Origin of the sequence: Prevotella sp. CAG:255 (assembly GCF_000431195.1) — a bacterium.
Taxonomy (GTDB): domain Bacteria; phylum Bacteroidota; class Bacteroidia; order Bacteroidales; family Bacteroidaceae; genus Prevotella; species Prevotella rara.
The window spans coordinates 42,239-51,711 of the sequence record NZ_HF986819.1; the positions used below are offsets into that span (position 1 = coordinate 42,239).

General features: G+C 48.1%; 7 protein-coding genes and 1 pseudogene. 5 read left to right on the forward strand and 3 right to left on the reverse strand.

The annotated features are described in order from the left end of the window. Positions 1–216 precede the first annotated feature (216 nt). Positions 217–1,662, reverse strand: a complete 1,446-nt coding sequence (locus QVO66_RS08620; RefSeq protein ID WP_021855069.1) for a sialate O-acetylesterase — start codon at positions 1,660–1,662, stop codon at positions 217–219. 286 nt (positions 1,663–1,948) lie between these two features. Here QVO66_RS08620 and QVO66_RS08625 point away from each other — a divergent pair, with 286 nt between their 5' ends. The 5 genes from QVO66_RS08625 (at position 1,949) to QVO66_RS08645 (ending at position 7,079) form a co-directional block, all read left to right on the forward strand. Next, a complete protein-coding gene (locus QVO66_RS08625; protein WP_288172759.1) occupies positions 1,949–2,986 on the forward strand; it encodes a hypothetical protein in 1,038 nt (345 codons plus the stop codon). 111 nt (positions 2,987–3,097) lie between these two features. Then, a complete protein-coding gene (locus QVO66_RS08630; RefSeq protein WP_021855071.1) occupies positions 3,098–3,781 on the forward strand; it encodes a 5'-methylthioadenosine/adenosylhomocysteine nucleosidase in 684 nt (227 codons plus the stop codon). A gap of 129 nt (positions 3,782–3,910) precedes the next feature. Next, positions 3,911–4,390, forward strand: coding sequence for an S-ribosylhomocysteine lyase (locus tag QVO66_RS08635; protein WP_021855072.1), 480 nt, complete (start codon positions 3,911–3,913; stop codon positions 4,388–4,390). Positions 4,391–4,483: 93 nt separating this feature from the next. Beyond that, positions 4,484–6,607: a hypothetical protein gene (locus tag QVO66_RS08640; protein ID WP_021855073.1), complete on the forward strand. Its 2,124-nt coding sequence runs from the start codon at positions 4,484–4,486 to the stop codon at positions 6,605–6,607. Further along, positions 6,594–7,079 carry an immunity 51 family protein gene (locus QVO66_RS08645; RefSeq protein WP_021855074.1) on the forward strand — a complete coding sequence of 162 codons (486 nt, stop codon included), beginning with the start codon at positions 6,594–6,596 and terminating at the stop codon, positions 7,077–7,079. Before QVO66_RS08640 ends, QVO66_RS08645 begins: the two co-directional genes overlap by 14 nt. Before the next feature lie 176 nt (positions 7,080–7,255). Here the strand turns inward: QVO66_RS08645 and QVO66_RS08650 are convergent, their stop codons facing one another. Both QVO66_RS08650 and QVO66_RS08655 read right to left on the reverse strand, forming a co-directional pair. After that, complete coding sequence (locus QVO66_RS08650; RefSeq protein ID WP_021855075.1) at positions 7,256–8,563, reverse strand: MATE family efflux transporter; 1,308 nt, start codon at positions 8,561–8,563, stop codon at positions 7,256–7,258. Between the two features lie 142 nt (positions 8,564–8,705). Continuing rightward, positions 8,706–9,473, reverse strand: a pseudogene (locus QVO66_RS08655) (FecR family protein); the annotation flags it as partial.

Sequence of the window (9,473 nt, forward strand, 5' to 3'; positions counted from 1 at the left end):
TCAGCAGGAAAGAAGTATGCGAAAGAAATAGCCGCGAACAGCAATATGACCAGCACGTCGGGCAGGTATTGTTTCCATGTTTTCATTGATACTTACGTTTTTAAATTAAATCTGAGTGCAAAAATACACAAAATTCATGACATCAGTCAACTCTTTGCGTAAAATTAAGATGTATTCGTTGCTTGCTGCCGGCATGGCGCCGCATCAGCATTAATGTCACTTTATTTTTTCCGTCGCCCTAAACGGCGCGGCAGGCAAACCTGCACCATTGCACAGATTGGGCTGCGAGCTGTCGCTCCAGCAATAACGCACAGTCACAGGTCTTGCCATATCCGTTTTTGAACTTAGCACAACCTTGTTGTCTACAATCTGGGCTTTGGCCGTGTTGTAGCGGTTCTTTGTGTTTTTCAGTTTAAAGTTGTCGGGCATCTTTCCGTCACGTGTCTTCAGGCCGTCAGCGTTTTCAAATGTCAATATGACCTTATCGCCTTCAACTTCCATGCTTTTAAATGTAGGTCCCGAACTTACGACATCTCGCCCATAGGTCTTATTTAAGGCAAGCAGGGCCAGGCGCTTTCCGACAATCCATTTATATGGCGGATGTATATCTTTAAGATTATCCACCAGGTCATTAATAACAATCATACCTGTATGTGGAACATCAAGACAAGACGCCTGCTCCTCCCAAAATTTAGGAAGGGCATCCCACGGCAATCCGTTCTCATCGCCCTTGCGGTCTGAATAGAGATAAGGTGCCAGCTGGACGAAATAAAACGGCATGGCGTCATCATGCCAAGCCTTTCGCCAGCCGTCAATCAGCGCACGCTGCTTGACATCATACCCTACACCTCTTTGGTCCAGAACATTTGCCTCGCCCTGATACCACAGAAATCCGCACATAGAGAATGGAGCAAGCGGAGCTATCATCGTGCGGTAATGATCGGCCACAGGCAGACCATAATAGCTGCCATTGGCGTATCCATCATTCAACTGCGACGAACCCTTGAACGCCTCTTCTGGCATCCACGACTCAATCATCGATCCTCCCCACGACGAGGATATCAGTCCGACTGGTACGTCAAGACTGTCAGACAGATTCTTTGCAAAGAAATATCCTGCGGCAGAAACAGGGGCAAGACTTTCTTCTGACAGCATCTTCCATCCGGCAGTAGGCAGTATCTCGCCATTATTTGAACACTCTACATACATTGTGCGTATTATCTGACTGTCTGCCGCCTTAAATTCCTTATACAGCACCTCCGGGTCGCCTTTCTTTGGACGGGCATGGTGCGGGTGGTTGTTCATGGAATATTCCATGTTTGACTGTCCTGAGGCGAGCCACACTTCGCCAACAAGAATATTGCTTAGCACAATTTTTCCTGACTTTGAACTTACCACAAGTTTTTGCGGCTTCTTAGTAGCACTCACTGCTTTAAGCACGGCAATCCATTCACCGTTGGCATCGGCTACCGTACTGGCTCTCTGAGACATAAAACTTATTTTTATCTTCTCGCCGGCAGGAGCCTTTCCCCATACATATACTGGCTTTTCCTGCTGTATCACCATGTTATCAGTAAATACCGGTGCCACGGTAATATCGGCAAAAACATACAACGGCAATAGCGACAGCGCTATTATCAATAATTTATAGACTTTAACCATAAGAGGATGTAAAATATGATTTGTTTTCAAGTACGCAAAAGTAATATTTTTTCAACTACTCCGCATCATTCTGAATAACTTTTTAGCGCAGTCCGGCTTTACCGGCACTCTGAAAGAAACAAAATTCATATATTTTGCACATATTCGGTCCCCGACAGGCTGTTTTTTCCTATATAAGTATTATCTTTGCCAAAAGCGTTGTCCTGGCATACAGTAACGCGTTATTATAGGTTACATTATTTTAAAACTAATATTTATGAGAACGTCATTATTAAACAGGATATCAATGGCATTGATATTCGCATTTGCCGCATTAAATGTTTATGCCGGAATTAATTCAGGAGACGAGCCGTATGAGTTTGAAGAGGGCCTTAGTGATGGAGGTACTTATTATTACAGGACAAAAGATCTTGAGTTTAAGGCATCCAACACTGAAGAAATTGTACTTGGAGGTCTTCAGCTTCTGTATAAGAAAGGAATATATCCGGTAATCTCAATAAGGATTGCAGGCTTTGAACAGAGCCTGATAGACCTTGGAAAAAAAACACGCAGATACGAAGACAAGGCTATGATAAACCAAACACTGACGCTGACGCTTACAAACGGCGAAGTGATAAGTACATACGAGGCAGGAGTGTCTGATGTCCTGAAAAAAGAATTTGAAGACGCAGAGATGGCTAATCTAGGAATACAAGCGTCGGTATCTGATCTTTCGAGCAGTCGCAGCGACTTTTCCTCCATGTCATCAAGCAACCGTATAAGCCACGTGATACAGCAGCTTACGACCTTCAACATAAAAAAAATCGTAATATCCGGCATAACACTCGACGTGTCGACAAAATCAGCCCCTACATATCTGGCAATGTTCAAGGCACTCGACAAAAGATTCGGCCTCAACTACCTTAAAGCACCGTCGTACAACACCTACACCAATTTGAGCGCAACGGTGAAGTCTATCACCACAGAGCATAACCTCTACCAGAACGGGCAGAAAGGAATGAATGTCAAAGTGAGCTTCGACGTAAGCGGCATGAAGGGCAAGACGGGCATCTGCGTAGCATACTTCTATTTCGAAAACGGAACGGCTCTAAACGACTACAACAAACATTATTACACTACTGACGGCAAGGTGTCGTCTTCAACAAAATATACGCCGGGGTGGGACAACACGACATACACCGACCTAAAGATCTTCATACCCTACAGCGAACTTCATCTCGGAAGCGGCAAGTCGCACCTGAAGGCTAAGGTTGAAATATTCGACAACAACAACCGCAGCATAGGCAGTAGCCAATGGACCTACTTCAACTACACCTATCCATGATGCGCCTGCCCGCCACACATTCTAAGAGATTTTTTGCCTCCTATAAGCCGGCGGCACGCTGATATGTCGCAAATTCTTTATATCTTTGCCACATAAAACAACAGCATAAAGATGAAAATAGGAATAATAGTGGCAATGGACAAGGAGTTTGTGCAGCTTAAGGCACTGCTCGAGAACGCCACAATGGAGCAACACCACAAGAAAGACTTCGCCGTGGGTAACATCGGCGACAAGGACATCGTTATACAGAAATGCGGCATCGGCAAGGTAAACTCTGCCATAGGTGCCGTGGAAATGATAAACAACTATGCCCCCGACCTGGTGATATCTACCGGAGTGGCTGGCGGAGCCGACGTAGAGATGAACGTAACGGACGTCATCGTGGGCACGTCATATTGCTATCACGACGCCTACTGCGGCAGCGAGTGCAGCTTCGGACAAATCATCGGCATGCCGCCTGCATTTACGGCACCCAAAGACCTCGTAGAAAAAGCAGTATCCCTGAGCGGCGAGACAAAGATTCATGCCGGACTGATTGTCAGCGGCGAATGGTTTGTCGACTCACGCGAGAAGATGCAGGGCATACTCGACAACTTTCCCAAGGCCAAGGCCGTCGACATGGAGAGCTGCTCTATAGCGCAGACCTGCCACATATACGGAGTGCCGTTCGTAAGTTTCCGCATAATCAGCGACATACCGCTTAAGGACAACAAGGCGTCACAATACTTCGACTTCTGGGCAAGACTTGCAGAAAAGTCGTTCAACGTTACCAAAGAATTTCTTAAAGTAATATAAGCAATGAGTTACTGAGATGTCAAGGAGCGACGCATTTGTCAGAATATCCTCAAAAGCCGGACAACAAAGAAATACAACAAAACATTTGTATTAACTCCTTAACACCCTAACTCCCTAACTTCTAAAAAGATGAAAAAGATTCCAAGTTTTACAATCGACCACAACCGCCTGCTGCGCGGAATATACGTATCACGTAAGGACAGCGTAGGCGGAGAGACCGTCACCACATTTGACATACGCATGAAGGAGCCTAACCGCGAACCTGTTGTTCACGCCGGCGCACTCCACACCATTGAACATCTGGCTGCAACCTATCTGCGCAACGCCCCGGAATGGAAAGACCGCATAATTTACTGGGGACCTATGGGATGTCTGACGGGCAACTATCTGCTCATGCGCGGCGACCTTGAACCGAAGGACATCGTGGGGCTGATGAAAAAGACATTCAAATTTGTTGCCGACTTTGAAGGCGAAATACCGGGAGCAGCTCCGAAGGACTGCGGCAACTGGCTGCTGCACGACCTGCCCATGGCACGATGGGAGGCACGCAAGTTCCTGACAGAAGTGCTTGAGGTAATAAAAGACGAGAACATGAATTATCCCGGCTGACATACCACTGTTATTTAAAATAAGTTAAATCATGTCACATCAGCAATGCGATTGCGTACTAAAATCAGAATAAGACACAAAACAGCATTGCGTATGAAAAGACACAGAATAATAACGACTGCGCTTGCGGCAGCCATGACAGTTGCCGCAGCGCATGCTCAGACCGACACGCTGAAAGTTGACACCACATACAACCTTGGCGAAGTTACGGTTAATGGTATGCGAGTGATAAGCAAGGTAGACCGCCAAATACTTCTGCCGACATCAACAATGAAGAAGCACTCATCGAACGGATACGATCTGCTGAGCAAGATGACGCTCAACGGTATAATGACCGACCCGATTAAGCAGGAAATTAAATCACTGAAAGGCGGAAGCGTGCAGGTACGCATAAATGACGTTAAAGCCAATCAACAGGACATAACAGCACTGAGACCTGACGAGGTTGTAAGGGTTGAATATATCGACAATCCCGGAGTGAGATATTCCGACGGCAGCATGGACGCTGTAATTAACTTTGTCGTAAAGAGAAGATATGCGGGATATGTTGGCGGATTAGGAACGATGCAGGCCTTCACTACCGGCTTCAACAACAGTAATGCTTACTTTAAGTATAACTATAAGAAATCGGAGTTCAGCATATACTACAACTTCAGCTACCGCGGCTACGACGAGCGCAAGGTGGACAGCGAAAACACATATTTCTTTCCTGACGGAACGCAGCGCCAACGCCAATATTTAGGCTACAACACCGACTTCATGTACACCTTTAATACGGTCCAGCTGGGCTACAACCTTGCCGAACCTGACAAATATACCCTGAACATCAGCCTCAACTATAATCAATACAACAACCCGAACTCAGGCTCAAATCAGCTGGCAAAAGAGACATCAATGCCAGACTTGTATCTGTATAACAAGAGTAAGAACAAAATGTACACCCCGTCGCTCGACATCTACTGGTCGCTGAACCTGCCTAAAAAACAGAACATAACGGCCAATGTAGTAGGAACTTACATCGGCACCGACTACAAATATATGTCGCGCAACTATCTCTTCAACCAGTCGCCTGAACAGTCGATGCAGGCTGACCCGGTGAATGACTACAGCTATTCTACCACGGGCCGCAAATATTCGCTTATCAGCGAGGCTATATATACGAAGGAATTCAAGAACAAAGTGTTCTCGGCCGGAGGCGAATACACCGTAAGCCACACTGACAACGACTACACAGGAGCGGTGAACACGGACGCCATACTCAACTCAGACAACCTTTACCTCTTTGCACAGCTACAGGGAAAACTCGGCATATTCAACTATCAGGTGGGCCTCGGTGCAAACTATCTTGCCATTCATCAGGGCGACATAGGATTCAACAAGTGGACACTGCGCCCGCAGTTAAGTCTTTCGACCAAAATAACCGATAATCTGTTTGTAAGATACTCAGGACGAATAAGCCAGCGTTCGCCTTCGCTCTCGCAACTGAGCGACGTAAGGAACCAGAGCGACGAACTTAACGCAAGCGACGGAAACACAGGACTGAAGCCTTACACTGGATACAGCAACAGTCTTATGCTAAGCTGGAACCGTCCGCTTTTTAACTTCCAGTTGTACGGAAGCTGGTATTATGCGCCCGACATCATCATGACATCTTATATTCCTGAGCTGCAGGACGACGGCACATATCTGCTCATCAGCAAGCCGGAAAACCAGAAGAGCTTCAGTCAACAGTCTATCACGGCCTACTTCACTCTGCACGCCATTAAGGACATTCTCAACATTTCACTCTATGGCGACTATTCCAACTACAACAGCCGCGGACTTGTCTACTCTCACAACTACCGCTCATGGCGCTGGGGCGGATACGCCAACCTTATGCTGGGCAGATGGAACGTTTCTGCAAGTTTCTACACCGCACCGAAAAGCTATTTTGCCGAATCTATGAGCACGGGCGAAAACCAGTCGAACTTCAGCGTCAGCTATAAATATAAAGACCTCAAAGTGGGACTTGGAGTTTTGCTGCTCGGCTATGCCCAAGGTTTCGACTATGTAGGCAAGACAGACAGCAAGTATCTGCAGAGCACTACGCATACATATATCAAGGACAACGGTAACATGATTTACTTAACGCTGTCGTACAACTTCAGCCACGGACGCAAATATCAGACAGAACGTAAGAAACTCAATAATTCAGACAACGATAATGGTATCAGGTAAAAATTTATTCAGCAAAATTCTGCAAGCCTTTAAAGGCAAGACGGAAGAAAGGCCGCAACAGGAGGAAAGCGGCCATGCAGACAGCCACAATGCAATGAGCAACAGCGGCGACGGCAGCTATGTAAGAATAATCGATGATGGCGACGGTGTGATAAACGTGCTGCTCGAAGTGGAACACGACAAGGTGCTTGAGCTTGGCGATAGATTGGGCGAAATAAATGAGGCAGCCTACATGAACGGATATAACTGGGACGCCCTGATAAGGCATTATCTCAAGAACAACGCACCCGACATACTCGAGGCAATGGACACCGATCCTGAGGCAGGCCTCTATGATGCATACTTCAAGGAGAGCGACGCCAACCGCGACAAGGCCAAGCGACTTGCCGACATGCTGACCTCGCTGATTGACAACGAACAGGAGCTTTGCAGGATAGTGAGGGAAGAAGGCGACAAGATAAACTGGGGATAATTATTTTCTCTACAATTAGCTCCCCCGCGGCAAAGGGTTCATACAAATACAAAGAATGCAGACAGGTCGCACATTCAGTGTGTCTTCTGTCTGCATTCTTTGTTTTTATTCCAAACCGCGTTATGATTTGCGGCTATACATCATATCATTAGCAAAGTCGACAGCGCGCTTCCCGGTCAGGTTGTGCACCCCGTGCGCCGCCTGCGCCATATCACGGTCTGCGCCAGTCCTCTTACAGCAACAAACGCTATGAACGCAAGCCACAGGCCATGGTTGGCCATCGTGAAGCGAAGAGAATAATAAAGGGCGAAAAACGTTACAGCTGCAAGAAACATAGACTGAAGCATGCCGCGCGTCATGGTGCAACCAATGAACACGCCGTCCCATACAAACGCCGCCATGCCGGCAACAGGTATTGCCAATGCCCAGTAATAATACTCATGAGAGGCCGCCACCACAGAAGGCTCATCTGTAAGCAACGAGAGAAAGGCGTCGCCGCCTATGCCATAAACCAAGGTGAAGCCTACTGCCATGCCGGCTCCCCACCAAAACAGACGGCGCACCGTGGAGCCAAGAGCCTCATGATTGCGCGCTCCGTAAAACTTGCCGCTCAAAGCCTCGCCTGCATAAGCAAAGCCGTCCATAACATAAGAGAACAGCATATAGAACTGCATGAGCAAGGTGTTAACCGCCAACACTACCTCACCCTGCCACGAACCGGCAGAAGTGAAAAACAGCATTACGGCAACCATGCACAGCGTGCGCAAAAATATGTCGCGGTTTACCTTGAAGAAATGCGCCATTGCGTCGCGCCGCCATACGCCTTGCCATGAGAAATAACGCCTCAGACGGCGATAATTTACGAAGCAGAGCAGCAGTGCCATCATGAAACCGCCCCATTGGGCAATGAGCGTGCCCAGGGCAACGCCTTCAACCTTAAGTCCAAGGCCGAACACAAGCAGCGTGCTCGCCCCGATGTTTATTATGTTCTGCGTTATGGCTATAAACATTGGCACGCGCGAATTCTGCATGCCTATGTACCATCCCGACAAACTGAACAGGCCGAGCATGGCAGGAGCGCCCCATATAAGTATGTTGAAATATATCGAGGCAAGCCTCCTTACCTCTGCAGGCGGCTGCATCACGAGCATTGATGCCTCTCGCAGCGGCACCTGCAACACGATGAGCGCCAAGGCAACCGCCATGGCAATACCCAACGAACGAGTAAGCATGCGCACCGTTTCGGTAAGGTCGCGCCTGCCGAGAGCCTGCCCCGTCAGTCCGCTCGTACCCATGCGCAGAAATCCGAATATCCAGTAAATCACGTTGAACGTCATGCCGCCCACGGCTATTGCACCTATATACGATGCCGCCCCGAGGTGGCCCACTATGGTTACGTCAACCAGTCCCAGCAGCGGCACGGTGATGTTGCTCACTATTGCCGGCAGGGCTATGTTGAGTATCTGTCTGTTTCTGTTATCCATCGTTGTCTGTTTTCTGCTTCACGCACAATACAGCCAATACTGCCGTATGTGCCGGAGAATAATGTTTTATATTGATATTTACAGCTTTCGGACTGCAAAGTTACTCAAAAAAACATTAATGCGCAACGAACCGGGCATAATGCTATTTCTGCTCTATGCTTACGCGGCCGTCGGCGTATCTGAACTGTGCCACGCCAAGGTCGTTAAGCGCCTGAAGGACGTCTGCCAAAGAAACCGACCGGGGGAAGTTGAAGTGAATGCGGACAGAAAGCAGACTGCGCGAATGGAACGCAATGCCTACGTTATACCATGATCCTATGTCGTTCATAACATCCTCGAGCCGCGAATCGTCGAAACAGAACTCACCGTGAGTCCATCCTCCGACAGCTGCAATGTCAGCCTTTTCCACCTTAATGTCACCCTTATCGTCGACAACGGCCTGATGTCCGGGACTAAGCATCCTGCCCTCGCCGCCGTCTTCACTACTTACACTGACACAGCCTTTAAGCAACACCACCGAACTTGCACTGCCATGATAAGAACGGACATAGAACACCGTACCGAGCACCTTCGTACTCATATTTCCGCTCTTCACGACAAACGGTCTGCCGGCATCATGCCTGACGCTGAAGCGTGCCTGTCCTGTAAGTTCAACCTCCCTGACGTCATTCTGTCCAAAATCTGACGGATATTCAAGACGAGAGCCTGAACCAAGCATTACGCGGGAACCGTCGGGCAGAAGGACATCAGACGTAGTGGCCGACGGCGTCTGCACGACAACATTGTCTCCGTCAGCCACACGCGATGTATGCGACGGCAGTTCGGCCATGACAAATGTCTCAATCACTCCGGCTGAGCCACCAATATCATTCCACGCAAACGCCACGACCAAAGCCACTACGGCAGGAGA